Origin of the sequence: Sphingomonas sp. (genome assembly GCF_017745215.1) — a bacterium.
Taxonomy (GTDB): Bacteria; Pseudomonadota; Alphaproteobacteria; order Sphingomonadales; family Sphingomonadaceae; genus Sphingomonas.
This window is the reverse complement of sequence record NZ_JAGHZV010000008.1, coordinates 18608-35542: the sequence shown is the minus strand read 5'-3', so window position 1 is coordinate 35542 and position 16935 is coordinate 18608. Positions and strand designations below refer to the sequence as shown.

Genomic DNA, 16935 nt, shown 5'->3' with positions numbered 1-16935 from the left:
CGGAACCTAGGCGGAACGGGGTGCCGAATACCCCGTGATCCCCACCGCCTCGAGCTGCTTGGCCAGCGCGAACAGCGTCGCTTCGTCGCCCCGGCGGCCGATCAGCTGGATGCCGAGCGGGAGCTGGCCCGGGCGGCGGAGCGGCACGGTCACCACCGGCAGGCCGATGAAGCTGATCGGCTGGGTGAGCATCCCCAGGTTGGCGCGCGCGGGGACGCGCTGGCCGCCGACCTCGATCACCGGATCGTCGACCAGCGGCGCGACGCACGGCGCGGCGGGCGCGACCAGCACGTCGAACCGCTCGAACAGCGCCGCCACCTGCGCGCGGAACCAGGCGCGGAAGGCCTCCGCCGCGGCATAGGCCGCGTGCGGCAGCAGCGCGCCCGCGATCAGCCGGTCGCGGGTGGCGGGGTCGTATTCGAGCGCGCGGCTGCGCAGCGTCGGCAAATGGAAGGCGCCGCCCTCCGCGGCAGTCATCAGGAAGGCGGCCGAGCGCGCGCGGGCGACTTCGGGCAGCTCGACTTCGGGGAGGCCGCCGAGCAACTCGCCGATCGCGTCGAGCGCGGGGACGAAGTCGGGGTCCGAGTCCGCCAGGAACCAGCCGCCGAGCCTCGCCGCGCGCGGGGAGGCGGTGGCCGCGGTGCCGGCGCCGCCCAGGATCCGCCAGACCAGCTCGAGCTCGTCCGCGCGCTTCGTGAACGGCCCGATGTCGTCGAAGCTGTCGACGAAGGGGAAGACGCCCTGCATCGGCAAGCTGGCGTGGGTCGGCTTGAGCCCGTGGATGCCGCAGAGGCTCGCGGGCACGCGCACCGATCCGTTGGTGTCCGATCCCAGCGTCAGCGGCAGCAGGTCGGCGCCCACCGCCGCCGCCGAGCCGCCCGAGGAGCCACCCGCGAGCCGCGCCGGATCGTGCGGGTTGCGCGTGGTGCCATGGGCCGCGTTCACCGTCGCGAAGCCATAGGCGTACTCGTCCATGTTGAGCGTCGCGACGAGCAACGCGCCCGCGGCCGTGAGCCGCCGTACCGCCTCGGCGTCGCGCGTGGCGGGCGCGGCGTCGCGGCGCATGCCTGCGCCGGCGGTGGTCGGCAGCCCGGCGACGTCGAACAGGTCCTTGACCCCGAAGGGCACGCCCGCGAGCGGCCCGACGTCCTCGCCCAGTGCGATCCGCCGGTCGATCGCATCGGCATCGGCGAAGGCGCGATCGGCGAGCAGCCGGGTGGCGGCGTTGAGCGTGCCGTTCGCGTCACGGATGCGCGCCAGTGCCCGGTCGACCTCGTTGACGGCGCTGCTCGCGCCGATGCGGACCGCCTCAGCGATCGCGAACAGACTCATTCGGCCTCGTCCGCCGGCAGTTCGAACGCCTCGACGTTGCGCCAATGGCTCGCGAGCAGCTCGAGGTTCGCCTTCACGCCCGGCACGCATTCCTCGGGCAGCCCGATCGCGGCGAGCGCGAGCATTGCCTCCAGCGCGTCGCGGTCCGCGCTCATCGCGCCGGCGCGCAATGGTAGACGAGCTTCTCGTTATATTGCTGCGGCAGCGCCGCGCGGATCTGCTGCTGCTGGGTGACGAGGTTGCCGCGCGCTGCCTGGTCGGCCGAGCAGGCCTTGAGCACCACCGCGGCGCGAAGCTCGCGCGCGCGCTTCATCTGCTCGGCCGAGAGCAGGTAGCGCGTGTTGCTGTAGGTGCCGCTCGCCGGATCGTAGTCGAGCACCGAGACGGTCTGCTCCTGCTCGGGCACCAGGATGCGCTGCCAACGTGCGCCGTCCTCGGCATATTGCGTCTTGCCGTTGATGCAGCCGTCGGCACCGACTTCGAGCTCGACCTGCGGGTTGTTGCTCACCGTCACGCGGCTGCGCTCGGGCACGATCGTGCAGACCTGCTTGCCGAGCACCGCCGCGGCGGGCGCCGCCGCACCCGTGGCGCTGGCGACGGGGACGATCTTCGATTCGTCGAAGCTCGGCCGGCTGAGGAACAGCGCGACCGCGCCGATGAACAGCACCACGCCCCCCGCGCCAACCCACATCGCCTCGCGCTGGCGCTCGCGCGAATAGAGCAGCCCCGCGCCGCCGATGCACAGCCCGCCGAACACCAGCATCGCCATCGCGATGAAGATGTAGTTCTCGCGCGTGTTCTCGGCATTGGCGCGCGCCTGCTCGAGCGCGGACTGGCGTTCGCTCGCGGCGCGCGCGGCGGCCTGGCGCGCGGCTTCGTCGGCCTGGAGCTTCGCCGCCTCGTCGGCGTTGCGGTCCTGCTGGAGCTGCTCCTCGATGCTCGTGCAGGGCACGTCGACCTTGGCATAGCTCTGCTTGGCGGACTCGAGGAAGGCGCCGAGCTCGCTCTCGGCGATCGCGAAGCCGAAGGTCGAATCGCCCGATTCGGTGTTGGTCACGGCCGAATTGACGCCGAGCACGCGCCCGCAGCGATCGAGCAGCGGCCCGCCCGAATTGCCGTGCGCGATGCTCGCGGTGTGGAGCAGCACGCTGGTGCCGTCGAGCGTGCGCAGCCCCGAGAGATTGCCCTGCGAGCGCACCGGCGACTGCGGCGTGATATAGTCCGCACCGCTCTTCGCCACCGCGCGGTCGACGTTGCCGGGATAGCCGAGCGCGATCAGCGAATCGCCCTCCTGCACCGGCCCGCTGAACAGGGTGAGCGGCGGCAGCCGGCCGCCCGAGAATTCGACGAGCGCGAGGTCATGGTCGCGGTCGACCGCGATCAGCTTGCCCTGATAGGGCTTGTCGCCTTCGGAGGGGACGACGCCGATCAGCACATTGTCGGGATAGCGCGTCGCGAGCTCGATCACGTGGAAGTTCGTGACGACGCGGTTGGGCGCGACCGCGAAGCCGCTGCCATAGCCGAAGCCGACCACTTCGTCGCCGACGGTGGCGATGGTGACGATGCGCACCACGCCGCGGCCTGCCGCCGAGATGTCGTCGGCATGCGCCGGCGCCGCGCCCAGGCCGAGCGCGGCCAGCATCATCCAAAGCAGCCAAAGCAACCGACGCATCGCGACCCGAAATCCCTTCGCTCGAGGCTTCAGGCTTTCGGCGAAAATCGCCGCGGGTTCAAGGCGTCGGCTCGCAGGACCGGCGCCCTCACTCGCCCTTCTTCTTGTCCGCGGGATCCTCATAGTCGGGGTCGCGCGCCCAGGGGAGCAGCGCGGCCTCGGCCTCCTCGATCCTTCCCGCCTCGATCAGGTCCATGAACTTGCCCGCCCGTTCGCGCAGCTTCGGCCAGTCGGGATTGTAGGCGGCGGTGGCCAGCGCGGCACGCGCCTCGGGCAGCTTGCGCTCGGTCAGGAAGGCATAGGCGGCGAGGAACACGTTGCGCCGGTCATAGGGTGCGAATTCGAACGCCTGGTAGAGGCCCGCCAGCGCGTTCGCCGAAGGCGCCTGTCCGGCCACGAGGAAGCTGCGATAATAGAGCATCAGCGGGCGGGGATCGTCGGGGTCGTTGTGGTTGGCCTTGACGAACCAGCCGCGGGCTTCCTTCCAGGCGGCCGGATCGGTCGACTTGGCGCTCGCGGCGCGCGCCATCCTCGCCTGGCCGATGTAGAGCATCGCCTCGGTCGCCTTCGGATCGGCCGCGAACGCGCGCTTGCCCGCCGCCTCGGCTTCGTCGTAGCGCTTGGCGTCGAACGCGGCTTCGGCGAGGACGGTCTGGGCATAGGGATCGTCGGGATAGGGTGCCGCGGCGCGCGCCGCTCGCTCGTAGAGCGCCGGCGCTTCCTTTTCCTCCACGCCGGCCTTGGCGCGCATCTTCACGCCGATCATCGCCGCCTGCGCCGGGGTGAGCGCGCGGATCTGCGGCGGATCGATCTTGAGCTGTTCGGCGGGAACGACGAACGCCGGCAGCTTGCGGCCGGTGAGGTGGCGTTCGAGCTTCTTGTCGAGCTCGTCGAGATCGCCCAGCCCCTTCGCGGCCTCGCTCGGCAGCTTGCCCTCGTTGATCGCCCGGAGATAGTCGCCCATCCGCTTCGGCCCGTCGGGCGTGAAGGTGAAATAGTCGACGATCAGCCAGCCATAGGCATAGAGATCGCTGTAATAGCAGGCAGTGAGCTTGCGCAGGTCGTTCGACGTCAGGATCTTCTGCGCGTTGCAGCCGGCGCCGCCGAACAGGAAGTTGCCGGCGCGATAGCCGGGCATCTGCCCGAAGGTGATCGACCCGTCTTCGCCCTCGATCGCGGTCGCGTGGAATTCGGCGAAGCCCTCGGTCAGCCACGTCGGCAGCGCGCCTCGACGGAACATGTTCAGCATGTAGCCGAACATGAAATGGTGCGCGTATTCGTGCCGCAGCACCACTGCGGGGCTCAGCTCATATTCCTCCTTGACGCGCTCGCGCGATCCCCCCGGGCGGTCGCCGTATTTGATCGTGAACGCCACCGGCTCGCCGGCGCGGGCGAGGTAGAAGCCGGCGGCGCCCTCATAGCCGAGCGAGGTGATCGAGGAACTGGAGGACAGGACGTAGATCGTCACGCGGTCGACAGGCGGGACGGGGTCGTCCGGCACCCCGCGGAAGATCCGCATCGCGCGATCATAGCGCTCGAGCGAGACCGCGAACTTCGAGATGCGGGCGGGCGTGTCGTCCGAATAAATGACGAAATGCTTGGTGGTCGCTTCCTGCCAGGCGGCGTTCGCGGTGCCGGGGACGAGCAGCAGCAGCAATGCGAAAACGAGAGTCCGGATCATGGAAGTGCCCCTTTTGCGCCGAGCCTATCCATTCGCTCCGCACGTGCAAGTGCCCATGATGACACGAGGTTTCGCCGCCCGGCGGATCGATTCAACCCGGAGCAGGACCCGGCGCGGGCGAGTCCTTCGCCTTCGCGCCTGCCTCCGCCTTCCGGATCTCGTCGATCGCCGCGATCATCGAGGCGGCGGCCTGCGCCATCGAGCGGTTGTGCGGGTCAAAGGCGAGCGGCTGGAGGATCACCCGGGCATAGTCATATTGCTTGTCCTGCATATAGACCCGCGCCACGTTGATCCGCAGCTCGGCATCCTGCGGCGCGAGCTCGAACGCCTTGTACATCCCTTCGCGCGAGATCGGGGGCGGGGTCAGGCCGAACTCGACATAGCTTTGGAAGAAGAGGATCAGCGGCTCGGGATCCTCGACGTCGAGCCGGTTCGCCGCGCTGATCGCCTTGCGGATCGCCGAGAGCATGGGCTTGCTCGAGTCCTTGGCTTTCTTCGCCGCCTCCATCAGCGCCATCGCGCGATAGACGTAGGCGTCCTCGCGGTTCGGATCGGCGGCGAGCGCGCGGTCGACCGCGGCCAGCGCGGCGGGATAGTCGCCCGCGTCGAACGCGGCTTCGGCGAGCACCATCTGCGCGCCCGGATCGGTCGCGAACGGCGCGCAGGCGCGCTTGGCCAGGTCGTAGACGCCGGGCGCGGTCTTCGCGTCGACGCCGTTCTTCGAGAGGATGCGCACCTTCATCGTCGCCGCTTCGCCGGGGGTGAGCTGGCGTACGGTGATCTCGCCGATCGGCAGCTTGTCGCCCGGCACCGCATAGCCGGTGAGCCGGCCGGTCTTGTAGCGTTCGAGCTCGCGGTCGAGCGCCTTGAGGTCGCCGAACACCTCCGCGGCTTCCAGCGCCGACTTGCCTTCGTTGACCGCGCGGATATAGGCGGCGAGCTGGCCCCGGCGCTCGGTGCTGCCCACCGACAGGTAATGCACCAGCAGCCAGCCGCGGCCGTAGAGCCCGTTGCGCTGGTCGTCGGTCAGCTTCAGCGTGTCCGCGGTCAGCAGCTTCTCGATCGGCAGCGCATTGCCGCCGAGCAGGGTGTCCGCCCGATATTGCGGCGGATAGCCGATCTCGACCGTGCCGTCCTTGCGGAACTTCGCCGTCGCGTAGAATTCGGCGAAGCCTTCGATGAACCAGCCGGGATAGGCGGCATTGGGATAGACGCTCCACATGAAGTGATGCGTATATTCGTGGAACAGGATCTGTTTGGGATCGAGGTCGTTGAACCCGCCCGCGCCCGAGACGCGCGGCACGAACGCCACCGAGCCGCTGGCGCGCGGGCGATAGAAGCCCGCGACATTGGCCGCTCCCGCCAGCTTGGCGATGTCGTCGGTGTCGCCGGTGATGTAGACCGAGAGCCGGTTGTTGCGGCTGAGCGCGGGATCGGGCGCGTTGCGGATGAGGCGCATCATCTTGTCGAAGCGCTCGAGATCGGTGGCGAAGGCCTTCACCTTGTCCGCGCCGTCGTTGGCATAGACGATGAAGTGCGGCGTATCGACTTCGATCCACGCCGCCCGCGCCGCGCCCGGCATGGCGACCAGCAGCCACAGCGCCATGAACAGCCCGCGAACCATCCCCGCTCTCCCCCGATTCGGATCGAAGCCTAACTCGCTCCCCTACGGTCGAAAAGCGACGCTCTGATCCGGACCGGATTCAATCCCCGCCGTCGCCTGTCTTGCCGTCGTCGGCGGGCGCGGGCTTGCCGTCGATCCTCGCGATCAGCGCCGCCGCCTGCTTCGCATAGGCGCCGCCGTGGGGCGAGTTGACCAGCGGCAGCAGCAGCGTCCGCGCCGCCTCGGGCTTGCCTTCGAACAGATAGGATTCAGCCGCCTTCAGCCGCACGAACGGCACTTGCGGCGCGAGCTCGAACGCCTTGTATAGCCCCTGGCGCGAGACCGGCGTCGGGGGCTGCCTGGCGAGCGCATAGCTCTCGAAATAGGCGATCAGCGGCTCGGGATCGTCGGGATCGGTCCGGTTGGCGATGCCGATCAGCCTGCGGATCGCGTTCCAGCTCTCCTTGCTCTGATCGCCCGCAGCGACCGCGACCGCCATCTTCGCGCGTGCCTTGACCAGATAGGCCTCGACCGACTTGGGGTCGGCGGCGACCGCGCGGTCGGCGGCGGCGTCGACGGCCGCATAGTCCTTGGCGGAGAGCGCCGTCTCGGCGAGCAGCAACTGGGCGACGGGATCGTTCGGATAGCTTGCAGCGGCGCGCTGGGCGTCGGCGTAGACGCCGGCGGCGTCCTTGTCGCGAACGCCGCGCGCGACGCGGACCCGCACGTCCATCATCGCGGCCTCGGCGGCGTTCAGCGGCTCGACCGCCACCGGCTCGATCGCCAGCGCCGCCGGGTTGAGCTCGGCGACGCGCAGCGTTCCCAGCTTGTAGCGACCCAGCTCGCGGTCGAGCGCATCGAGGTCGCCGAACACCTTGGCGGCTTCCTCGGGGCTCTTCCCCTGGTTGAGTGCGATCAGATAGGCCGTGAGCTGGCCGTCGCGCTTGCCGCCGAGCGTGAGATAATGGACCAGCAGCCAGCCGCGGGCGTACATGCCCAGCCACTCCTCGCCGCTGAGGCTGTCGCGCGGCGCGAACAGGAGCTTGCGGATCGGCAGCGCATTGCCCTTTAGCACCATGTTCGCGCGCGCCCTGGGCGGCTCGCCGAAGGCGATGCTGCCGTCGGGATCGAAGCGCGCGGTCGAGTTGAACTCGGCCCAGCCTTCGGTGAACCAGGCCGGGAAGCTGGCGTTGGGCGCGTTCACATACATGAAGTGGTGGGCATATTCGTGGAGCAGGATCACCTGCGCATCGAAGTTGACATAGCCCTGGCTACCCGCGCGCTTGGGCACGAACGCGACCGATTCGGCCGGCCGGGGGATGTAGAAGCCCCAGACATTGGGGCCGCTCAGCCGCTGCACGTCCGCGATATTGTCGAGGACATAGACGGTGACGCGCGCCGAGAGCGGCACCGGCGGATCGGGCAGGTTGCGGAAGGTGCGCATCGCCTTGTCGTAGCGCTCGAGATTGGTCGCATAGGCGCGCACCGCCTCGGGCCTGTCGTTCGAATAGACGACGAAATGCTGCGAGGTGGCGCGCATCCATTCGGCATGCGCCGCGACGGGCAGCAGGAGCAGCAGCAACGCGGTCAGGCAACGCAGGATCATCGGCGAATCCTCTCGGCTCGGCGCTACCTTATCGAGGGTGCAAGTCCATGCAACCGCTACACAAAACTGTAAGGATCGACGTCGACCGCGACGCGGACCTTGCTGGGCCAGGAGAGGCCTCCCAGCCAGTCGCGGATCACGTCCTGCACGTCGAGCGCGCGGGTGGCGTGGACCAGCAGCCGGTAGCGGTGGCGGCCGCGCAGCATCGCAAGCGGGGCGGGGGCGGGGCCGAAGACGTGCATCGCCTCGATCCGCGGCGCCGCCTTGCCGATCGCCCTGGCGGTCTCCTCGGCGGCGGCCTTGTCCTCGCTCGACACGACGATCGCGGCATAGCGGCCGAAGGGCGGCGCCTCGGCCTCGCGCCGCGCCTCGGTCTCGGCGGCGTAGAAACCCTCGACGTCGCCCGAGACGAGCGCCTGCATCACCGGCGCCTCGGGCGCATGGGTCTGGATGTAGACCGTCCCCGGCTTCTCGCCGCGCCCGGCGCGCCCGGCGACCTGCATGATCTGCTGGAAGGTCCGCTCCGAGGCGCGCAGGTCGCCGCCCGAGAGGCCGAGATCGGCATCGACCACGCCGACCAGCGTGAGGTTGGGGAAGTGATAGCCCTTGGTGACGAGCTGGGTGCCGATCACGATGTCGATCGCGCCATGCTCCATCCGGTGGACGAACTCGGCGGCCTTGGCGGGCGACCAGAGCGTGTCCGACGTGACGATCGCGGTGCGGGCCTCGGGCCATAGCGCCTTGGCTTCGTCGGCGATCCGCTCGACCCCCGGGCCGCAGGCGACGAGGCTGTCCTCGGCCTTGCATTCGGGGCAGCTCTCGGGGACCGGCGCGACCAGCCCGCAATGGTGGCAGGCGAGGCGGCGGACCAGCCGGTGCTCGACCATCCAGGCGGTGCAGTTCGGGCATTGGAAGCGGTGGCCGCAATTGCGGCAGAGCGTCAGCGGGGCATAGCCGCGGCGGTTGAGGAACAGCAGCGCCTGCTCGCCGCGTTCGAGCGTCGCGTCGATCGCCGTCACCAGCCGCGGCGAGAGCCAGCGGCCGCGCTCGGGCGGCTCCTGGATCAGGTCGATCGCCTCGATGTCGGGAAGCTCGGCCTTGCCGTAGCGGCCCGGCAGCTTGAGCTCCTCATAGCGGCCGAGCTCGACCTGGTGGCGCGTCTCGATCGCAGGCGTCGCCGAGGCAAGCACGACCGTACAGCCTTCGAACTTGCCGCGTACCACCGCGACGTCGCGCGCGTGGTAGTGGACGCCTTCCTCCTGCTTGAAGCTCGTCTCATGCGCTTCGTCGACGACGATCAGGCCGAGGTTGGGGTAGGGGAGGAACAGCGCCGAGCGCGCGCCGACGGTCACCAGCGCCTCGCCGCGGCTGATCGCGCGCCACGCGCGGCGGCGCTGCGATTGGCGCAGGTCCGAATGCCAGGCGACGGGATCGCAGCCGAAGCGCCTGGCGAAGCGGCTCAGGAAGGGTTCGGTGAGCGCGATCTCGGGCAGGAGCACGAGGCTCTGCCTGCCCGCGGCGATCGCGGCGGCGACGGCTTCGAAATAGACTTCGGTCTTGCCCGAGCCGGTGACGCCGTCGAGCAGGAAGGGCTGGAACCCGCCCGCGCCGACCGACTGGCGCAGGATGCTCGCGGCGTCGGCCTGCGCTTGCGAGAGCGTCGGCGGGGCGTAGCTCGGGTCGGGGCGGGGATAGGGCGTGTCGGTGTCGACGATCACCGATTCGATCGCGCCGGCCTTGATCAGGCCGCGGATTACGCCGTCCGAGACGTCGGCGATCGCGGCGAGCTCGCGCACGACGCCCTGGCGCTCGCCGATCCGCTCGAGCGCCTGGGTGCGCTGCTCGGTCATCCGCGGCGGCTGGGTGCCGGTGGCGCGGTATTCGACGATCGTCGGCGCCGATTCGAACGCCGCCGAAGTGCGCAGCGACATCGCCAGCACGGCCGAGGGCGGGGCGAGATAATAGTCGGCGGTCCATTCGACGAGCCGGCGGACGGGCGCGGGGATCGGCGGCGCGTCGGCGACCGAGATCAGGTTGCGCAGGCGATTGTCGCCGACTTCCTCGGTCGGCAGCCGCTCGGCTTCCCAGACCACGCCGGCATATTGCAGCGGCCCGATCGGCACGGTGACGATCGATCCGGGCTCGACGTGCATGCCGTGCGGCACGCGATAGTCGAGCGGCCCCAGCGCGGGGTGGAGGACGAGGACGCGGGCGCGGTTGCCGGGCATAGCGCTTCATCTAGGGCGTGCTGGCCGCAGGTCCAGTCCCGGCCGGGCGCGGCTCAGCCCGGGTTGCGGTCCTCGATGCGCATGCTGGCCTGCACCCGGTCGCCCAGGCCGATGCCGCAGGCGCGCTGCACGGCGACCTTCACCGGCAGCATGTAGCCGCCGTCCCGGGGGAAGAGCGAGGTGGTGAAGGCGAAGCCCTGGATCTCCGCGGCGACGGGCACGCAGCCCCAGCCGTAGCTCGCCAACCGCGCGGCGTAGCGGACCTCGCCGACGAGCGGCTCGGGGACCGGCAGGAAGAGGAACGGGGCGGGGCCGCGCCAGTGGATCACTTCGGCGTCGAAGGCGACGTCCAGCAGGGGTTCGGCTTCGCGCGGCATGCGGCTGGCTTAGCCGTGGGCGGCATGGCGGGAAAGCGTTCCCGCAGCGCTGCGAATCGCTTATCGCGGGACAGAAGGAGACTCGCCGATGCTGTTCGCCGCCCTGTTGCTTGCCGTCCAGACCGCGCCGCAATGCGCCGCGACCGATGCGGCGCTGCCCGCGAAGCTCGCCGGCTGGACTACGCCGGCTGACTCGTTCGGGCCGGGCAAGGCGGTGGTGCTCGACGCCAGGGACGGTGCGGTGATGATCGGCTTCAAGATCGAGGCGGCGGGCAAGTACGGCGTCGCGCTCGACCAGAAGGGCTGGATCGACGTGACTCCGTTCGGCGCGGACAAGCCGCTCGAATCGGTGGAGCACGGCCATGGCCCCGATTGCTCGTCGATCGCCAAGATCGTCGCCTTCCAGCTCGAGCCGGGGGTGTACACGATCAAGCTGAGCAAGCTGGCGCAGCCCAAGGCCAGGCTGATGCTGGTGGCACCGTAGGCTGCCCCATTCCATTACCCGTCATCCCGGCGAAAGCCGGGACCCAGGGTTACAAAGGACATCGCTCGTGGCTCTGGGTCCCGGCTTTCGCCGGGATGACGATTTGGGGCTTGATGCCGTCCAATCCTAGAACTTCGCCCCGATCGACAGCAGCAGCACATTGGCCATCGCGTCGCGCTTGCCGCCGACGCCGAAGTCATACTGGTTGAGATAGCCCGCCTGCGCGCGGAGCTCCCTGGTCAGCGGCAGCTCGAAGCCGAGGTAGTTGCGCATCCGCCGCAGCCCCGCGTTCGAGCCCCAGCGCGTGTCGTTGGCTTCGAGGAAGCTCTCGTGCCAGGCCATGAACGAAGGGCCGCCCTTCCGGAGCGGGAGCGTGAAGCGGACCTGCTCGCGGATGCGCAGCCCCATGCCGCCGGTGCCGCGGCGGAAGCGCTCCTCGATCCGCGTGCGCGAGGTGAGCGTGCCGCCGAACAGCTTCGCCACCGGCACCGTCACCTGCTGGCGGATGCGCTGCTCGAGCCGGGTGACCTGGCCGCCGCGATAGCCGGTGACGCGCTGGTAACCGCCGAGCAGCTCGACATCGCCGTCGGTGCGATAGCCGGCGAAGCCGCCGCGCGCCCATTCGTAGAGCCCGTCCGCCGCGTCGCCGAAGCGCGCGGTGGTGTCGAGCGAGACGGGTAGGTGCGAGACGACGTCGGCCTGGAGCGAGCCGCTCAGCCAGAATTGCGTGTCGACGTCCTGCGCCGCCGCGGGAGTCGCGACAAGAAGCAGCGCCGCGATGGCCGGTTCGCGAAGCATGGCCGTTTCCTAGCCGAAATTGCACGGCTTGGAAGCTGTCTTCGCCCGCACGGCGGAGGGACCGCCGTGCAGGCGCGGGACAGGCGGATCAGCCTTCGTGTGGAAACTCGCGGAAGAGCGAGTTTCCAGGCGGTGCCGGCCCACTTCCCCGCCCGGGGGGAGTGGGCCGGCACCGCCACGCGCCGTGAGGCGCATTTCAAACGGACTCTCAACTCTTGCGGAACGTCGCCGGTTCGAGCTTCGCCCAGACGATCTGGATCGCGTTGAGATATTTGTTCGCGCGGCCCTGGATGCCGAGCACGACCGTGCCCTGGGGCACTTCCCAATTGTGCGGATCGCCGCCGTTGCGGCCGACCTCGGTGACCGCGCCGCGGGTCGTTTCGATCCGCAGCCGGTCGACCAGGTCGCCCGTGCGGCTGTCGACGCGCTTCACGAACTCGTTCGATTCGAAGCTCAGCGCATTCTGGAGCGATCCGCCGTCCTGGCCGAAGCGCTGGATCGGGCCCTCGCCGTGCACGTCGACGTAGCGCAGCCCGATCTGGTCGACATATTTGTTGCCGCGCAGCTGGAGCCAGTTGAGCCGCCGCTGGTTGGCGAGCGCATCCTCGATCGGCATGCCATAGTCGAACGGATTGCCGCCGTTGCTGCCGAACATCGGCGAGGTGCCCTTGGTGAAGCTGAGCAGCGGCATCCCCTTGTCGAGCGAGGGCAGGGCGGGGTGCTTGAACTCGCTGAGCGGCGCATCCTCATAGGCTTCGAACTGGGTGCGGATCGTGCGGCGGTCGGCCTCGAGCAGCGTGCCGAACGCGTCGAGCTCGGGGTCGCCGGTGAAGCCGTAGCAGCCGTAGATGCCCTTCAGCCACGCCACCTTGTTCTGCAGCGACACGATCTTGAGCAGCGACCTGGTGAGCCCGTCGTCGATCGTGCTGCCTACGAAATAGCGGCGATTTGCGACGATCCGCTGGAAGTCGAGGCTGAAGCCGGGGACATTCTCATAGCCCGCGGTGGTGAAGCCGATCACCGTCGGCGCATCGAGCTCGATCGAGGGGAATTTCAGCGCATAGTCGATCAGCTGCTCGCGCGGTGGCGGCGAGGGATTGCGGATGCCCGAGATCTCCTGGTCGTAGCGCCAGTTGGTCTTGGTGGTCTTGGTGAAATTGTCGATCGCGGTCTCGAGCGATCCATTGACCGTCACCTTCGAGAAGATGCCCTTCGCCTTGAGCGACGCGACCAGCGACTTCTGCTCCTCCGTCGTCTGGGTGTAGAAGGTGTAGACCGCATAATATTCGCCGCCGCGCTCGATCGAATCGATGTAGGAATCGCCGCGCTCGCGCGCGAATTTGGCGGGATCGCCGGGCAGGTCGGGCTTGAGCTTCGGGTCGCGCGCGGTCTGGCTGCCGAGCTCGTGGCGCGCATAGACGACGATCGAGACGCTTTCGTTTGTCGCCTTCTGGTTGCGCACGAAGTCGAGCTTCTGGTCGACCGAGACGAGCCCGAGATAGTCGACCGACAGCGACTGGCTGATCTTGAGCGACTCGCTCATCTCGACCACGCCTTCGCAGACGGTGACGTTGACCGTGACCTTCGATCCGCCCTCGACGATGTCCGCGGTCACCGCCGAGGCGCGCAGCGCGCTGCCGATCGTATCGTAGCCGGCGGTCAGCGACGGGGTCGGCGCGGCGCCCAGGGCTTCAAGGGCGTCGGGTTCGCGATCGAGCGTGAGTTCGTCCATCGGGGGTGCTCCTCTTGCGGGATTGCGGACGACTCAAGCAATCGCCCGGGAGAAGCGGGATTCCGTCATGGTTAATGCGAGTCAAGGCGATCGTTCGACAATGAAAGTCGCCAGAAAATTCGACGATTCCAACTTCGGATGGATTCGGGTTCGACTCCAATCCCATAGGTATCGTGTCAGCGGATCTGCGACGTGAATATCGATCAATATGGAATCATTCGCGATACGGATCCCGAATGGCCGGGATCGACTTAGAGCGTCAGCGCGATCGAGAAGGTGGCGGCATGGTCCATCTGGTCGCGCGCGCCGGCGCGGCCGAAGCGATATTGGTTGAGATAGCCCAGGTCGCCGCGCAGCTTCGGCGAGAGCGGGATCGAGAGCCCCACCGCATTGCGCATGCGTTCATAGCCCGAGCGCACGCCCCAGCGCGTGCCGTTGAAGTTGAGGAAATGCTCCTGCGTCGCGAAGAGCTGGAGGCCGTGGCGATCGAGCGGCAGGGTGAAGCGCAGCTGCGGGCGCATCCGGAAGGCGACTTCGCTGCCGCCGCGCTGGAACCGCTCCTCGAATCGCAGCCGCGCGGTGAAGCCATGGCCGAGCTGCGCGGTGACGAACTGGCGCAGGCGCTCCTCGTTGGGCTTGGCGCGGCCGTGGTCATAGTCGTCGACGTGGCGATAGCCGATCGCGAGCTCGACACCCGGCGCCACCGTGCGGCTGAGCGAGCCCCCGATCTCGTCGTGGAAGAAGCCCGCGGCACGATCGCTGAAGCGAGCGATCGCCTCGACCGTGACGCGCATGCCGTCGCCGAGCGGCGCGGAGCCCGTGCTCGCAAGCCACAGCTGCTCGTCGGTCTGTTGCGCCGAGGCGGGCGTCGCGGCGAGCGCCGTGAGGGAAGCGAGGGCGAGCGGGAAGAGGGAGCGCATGGGGGAGGGCGCGTAGCAACATTTCCGTAACAAGGCGACGGTGCCGCGCGTCCGCCGGCGCGACTGGCCAGGGTGGAGCGGCTGCGCTATCGGGCGGCGATCACCGCATCGGGACCCGCATCCATGAAATTCTTCGCCGACACCGCCGATACCGCCGACATCCGCGACCTGGCCGACGCCGGGCTGCTCGACGGCGTCACCACCAATCCCTCGCTGATCCACAAGGCGGGGCGCGACTTCCTCGAAGTGGTGGCGGAGATCTGCGAGATCGTCGACGGACCGGTCTCGGCCGAGGTGGTCGCGCTCGATTTCGAGGGGATGATGCGCGAGGCCGAGATCGTGCGGAAGATCGCCGACAATGTCGCGGTCAAGGTGCCGCTGACGATCGACGGCTTGAAGGCGTGCAAGGCGCTGACCGACGACGGCACGATGGTCAACGTCACGCTCTGCTTCTCGGCGAACCAGGCGCTGCTCGCGGCCAAGGCGGGCGCGACCTTCATCTCGCCCTTCGTCGGCCGCCACGACGACATCGGCTATCCGGGGATGGAGCTGATCTCGGACATCCGGCTGATCTACGACAATTACGACTTCGCGACCGAAATCCTCGTCGCGAGCGTGCGCAACCCGATCCATGTGCTCGAGGCCGCCAAGATCGGCGCCGACGTGATGACCGCGCCGCCCTCGGTCATCAAGATGCTGGTCAAGCACCCGCTGACCGACAACGGCATCAAGGCGTTCATGGCCGATTGGGAGAAGACCGGGCAGAAGATCGGGTGACGGGCGCCCCCTCCAATTGAAAACCCAACCGTCATCCCGGCGAAAGCCGGGACCCAGGGTTGCAGAGGACATCGCTCGCGGCCCTGGGTCCCGGCTTTCGCCGGGATGACGAAGCGGGGTATGGTGAGGCGATGACCGATCCGCTGCCCCTCCGTTACGCCCGGCACCTGGCGCGCGACCGGCGGCGCTCGGCGCATACGGTGCGGGCCTATCAGGCGACCGCGGAGCGATTGCTCGCCTTCCTCCAGGGCCATTGGGGCGGCGAGGTCACCCCCGCGGCGCTTGCGAAAACCTCCGCCGCCGACCTGCGCGCCTACCTGGCGCATCGCCGGAACGAGGGGCTGGCCAACGCCTCGGCCGCGCGGGAGCTGTCGGCGGTGCGCGGGTTTCTCAGGTTCGCGACCGAGGGCGCCGACCTTCCCCGCCTCCGGGGCCCGCGCGTCAAGAAGGGCATCCCGCGCCCGGTCGCGCCGCACGAAGCGGTGGCGCTCGCCGAACTCGCCTCGGAGGAAGCCGCCGAGCCCTGGATCGCCGCGCGCGACTGGGCGGTGCTGCTGCTGCTCTACGGCGCGGGGCTGCGCATCGGCGAGGCGGTAGGGCTGACCGGCGCCGTCCTTCCGCTCGGCGAGACGATCAGCGTCACCGGCAAGCGCGCCAAGACGCGGATCGTGCCGCTGCTCCCCGAGGTGCGCGAAGCGATCGAGGCCTATGCCCGGCTCACGCCCTGGGGGACGCCGCGCGACCAGCCGCTGTTCCGCGGCGCCAGGGGCGGGCCGCTGCCGCCGGGGGCGATCCGCAAGTCGGTGCGCTCGGCCCGCGCCGCGCTGGGCCTCTCGGAGCGCACCACGCCGCATGCGCTGCGCCACAGCTTCGCGACGCACCTGCTCGGTCGAGGGGCGGACCTGCGCGCGCTGCAGGAGCTGCTCGGCCACGCCAGCCTCAGCTCGACCCAGGTCTATACCGCCGTCGACGCCGCGCACCTGCTCGACGTCTACCGCCATGCGCATCCGCGGGCCTAAGCCCGGTACCCCTTAACCGTCATCCCGGCGAAAGCCGGGACCCAGGGTTGCAGAGGACGTCGCTCGTGGCCCTGGGTCCCGGCTTTCGCCGGGATGACGATTGAAGAGAGCGGTCAGCGCCTCTCGCGCGGCTTCCAGGTGATCACGCGCCACAGATAGCAGGCGACGATCGCCACCGCGGTCGCGATCACGGCAGGCTTCACCCAGGCGTCGATGTCCGCGATCCCCACGCCGAGCCCGTAGCCGAGCCCGACGAGCAGCAGGTTCCACACCGCGCTTCCCGCCGCGGTATAGCCGACGAAGCGCCAGAAGGGCATGTGCATCAGCCCGGCGGGCAGCGAGATCATCGTCCGCCCGATCGGCATGAAGCGGAACAGGAACACCGTGGGCCCGCCCCAGCGGTCGAAATAGCGGCGGAGTGCTTCGACATGCTGCCAGTCCATCGTCAGCCAGCGGTCCCAGCGGTCGAAAATCGGCTTCAGCCGCGCATAGCCGAGCCGCCGGCCGATCTCCCACCAGAAGAGGTTGCCCACCACCGTGCCCGCGGTGCCGGCGAGCACGAGCAGCACGAAGTCGAGTTCGCCCCTGGCGACGGCGATGCCGCCGATCCCCATGATCGCCTCGGACGGGATCGGGGGCACGACATTCTCCAGCACCATCAGCAGGAAGATGCCGAGATAGCCCAGGTCCGCCGCGTTCATCCCCC

The 16935-nt window shown here is 69.1% G+C and carries 15 protein-coding genes; 3 read left to right on the top strand and 12 right to left on the bottom strand.

Translation table 11 applies throughout. From position 1 onward, the window contains the following. Positions 1-6: 6 nt before the first annotated feature. The 8 genes from J7495_RS09945 to J7495_RS09910 all read right to left on the bottom strand — a co-directional run bounded on the left by J7495_RS09945 (position 7) and on the right by J7495_RS09910 (position 10499). Positions 7-1332, bottom strand: a complete 1326-nt coding sequence (locus J7495_RS09945; protein ID WP_294056337.1) for an AtzE family amidohydrolase — start codon at positions 1330-1332, stop codon at positions 7-9. After that, complete coding sequence (locus tag J7495_RS09940) at positions 1329-1487, bottom strand: AtzG-like protein (protein ID WP_294056336.1); 159 nt, start codon at positions 1485-1487, stop codon at positions 1329-1331. Before J7495_RS09940 ends, J7495_RS09945 begins: the two co-directional genes overlap by 4 nt. After that, on the bottom strand, positions 1484-3004 hold the full coding sequence (locus J7495_RS09935) for a serine protease (protein WP_294056335.1): 1521 nt from the start codon (positions 3002-3004) through the stop codon (positions 1484-1486). Before J7495_RS09935 ends, J7495_RS09940 begins: the two co-directional genes overlap by 4 nt. Positions 3005-3092: 88 nt before the next feature. Beyond that, on the bottom strand, positions 3093-4685 hold the full coding sequence (locus J7495_RS09930; protein WP_294056334.1) for a hypothetical protein: 1593 nt from the start codon (positions 4683-4685) through the stop codon (positions 3093-3095). A gap of 91 nt (positions 4686-4776) precedes the next feature. Continuing rightward, entirely contained in the window at positions 4777-6309 is a 1533-nt protein-coding gene (locus tag J7495_RS09925; protein WP_294056333.1) for a hypothetical protein, read from the bottom strand. 79 nt (positions 6310-6388) lie between these two features. Continuing rightward, entirely contained in the window at positions 6389-7894 is a 1506-nt protein-coding gene (locus J7495_RS09920) for a hypothetical protein (protein ID WP_294056332.1), read from the bottom strand. Between the two features lie 56 nt (positions 7895-7950). Next, positions 7951-10122 (bottom strand): primosomal protein N', encoded by a 2172-nt coding sequence (locus J7495_RS09915; protein ID WP_294056331.1) that lies wholly within the window; start codon positions 10120-10122, stop codon positions 7951-7953. 53 nt (positions 10123-10175) lie between these two features. Beyond that, positions 10176-10499: a DUF1905 domain-containing protein gene (locus tag J7495_RS09910; protein WP_294056330.1), complete on the bottom strand. Its 324-nt coding sequence runs from the start codon at positions 10497-10499 to the stop codon at positions 10176-10178. Positions 10500-10587: 88 nt separating this feature from the next. Between J7495_RS09910 and J7495_RS09905 the strand changes: the two genes are divergently transcribed. Beyond that, positions 10588-10983, top strand: a complete 396-nt coding sequence (locus J7495_RS09905) for a hypothetical protein (RefSeq protein ID WP_294056329.1) — start codon at positions 10588-10590, stop codon at positions 10981-10983. 126 nt (positions 10984-11109) lie between these two features. On the opposite strand, the gene J7495_RS09900 is transcribed toward J7495_RS09905, so the two are convergent. From J7495_RS09900 to J7495_RS09890, 3 genes are all read right to left on the bottom strand, one after another. Next, entirely contained in the window at positions 11110-11781 is a 672-nt protein-coding gene (locus tag J7495_RS09900) for a DUF2490 domain-containing protein (protein ID WP_294056328.1), read from the bottom strand. Between the two features lie 208 nt (positions 11782-11989). Then, complete coding sequence (locus J7495_RS09895; protein ID WP_294056327.1) at positions 11990-13513, bottom strand: hypothetical protein; 1524 nt, start codon at positions 13511-13513, stop codon at positions 11990-11992. 251 nt (positions 13514-13764) lie between these two features. Then, positions 13765-14433, bottom strand: a complete 669-nt coding sequence (locus J7495_RS09890) for a DUF2490 domain-containing protein (RefSeq protein WP_294056326.1) — start codon at positions 14431-14433, stop codon at positions 13765-13767. Positions 14434-14556: 123 nt separating this feature from the next. Between J7495_RS09890 and fsa the strand changes: the two genes are divergently transcribed. Together fsa and J7495_RS09880 are read left to right on the top strand one after the other, a co-directional pair. Further along, positions 14557-15210 (top strand): fructose-6-phosphate aldolase, encoded by a 654-nt coding sequence (gene fsa / locus J7495_RS09885; RefSeq protein ID WP_294056325.1) that lies wholly within the window; start codon positions 14557-14559, stop codon positions 15208-15210. 131 nt (positions 15211-15341) lie between these two features. Then, positions 15342-16229 (top strand): tyrosine recombinase XerC, encoded by an 888-nt coding sequence (locus tag J7495_RS09880; RefSeq protein ID WP_294056324.1) that lies wholly within the window; start codon positions 15342-15344, stop codon positions 16227-16229. Between the two features lie 113 nt (positions 16230-16342). Here J7495_RS09880 and J7495_RS09875 read toward each other — a convergent pair whose 3' ends face one another. Then, positions 16343-16930, bottom strand: a complete 588-nt coding sequence (locus tag J7495_RS09875) for a DedA family protein (protein WP_294056323.1) — start codon at positions 16928-16930, stop codon at positions 16343-16345. Positions 16931-16935 lie beyond the last annotated feature (5 nt).